1 rRNA gene is annotated in these 472 nt (G+C 55.3%); it reads left to right on the top strand.

Annotation, left to right across the window (positions count from 1 at the left end):
- A 16S ribosomal RNA gene (locus DSY56_RS11690) occupies positions 1 to 472 on the top strand; the annotation flags it as partial.

The raw sequence follows: 472 nt of genomic DNA, 5'->3' as shown, positions 1-472 counted from the left end.
CCTACGGGAGGCAGCAGTGGGGAATTTTGGACAATGGGCGCAAGCCTGATCCAGCCATGCCGCGTGTCTGAAGAAGGCCTTCGGGTTGTAAAGGACTTTTGTCAGGGAAGAAAAGGCCGTTGCCAATATCGGCGGCCGATGACGGTACCTGAAGAATAAGCACCGGCTAACTACGTGCCAGCAGCCGCGGTAATACGTAGGGTGCGAGCGTTAATCGGAATTACTGGGCGTAAAGCGGGCGCAGACGGTTACTTAAGCAGGATGTGAAATCCCCGGGCTCAACCCGGGAACTGCGTTCTGAACTGGGTGACTCGAGTGTGTCAGAGGGAGGTGGAATTCCACGTGTAGCAGTGAAATGCGTAGAGATGTGGAGGAATACCGATGGCGAAGGCAGCCTCCTGGGATAACACTGACGTTCATGTCCGAAAGCGTGGGTAGCAAACAGGATTAGATACCCTGGTAGTCCACGCCC

Origin of the sequence: Streptococcus sp. 596553, from assembly GCF_900411395.1 — a bacterium.
Classification (GTDB): domain Bacteria; phylum Bacillota; class Bacilli; order Lactobacillales; family Streptococcaceae; genus Streptococcus; species Streptococcus mitis_BA.
This window is presented reverse-complemented; position numbering and strand designations above follow the sequence as displayed.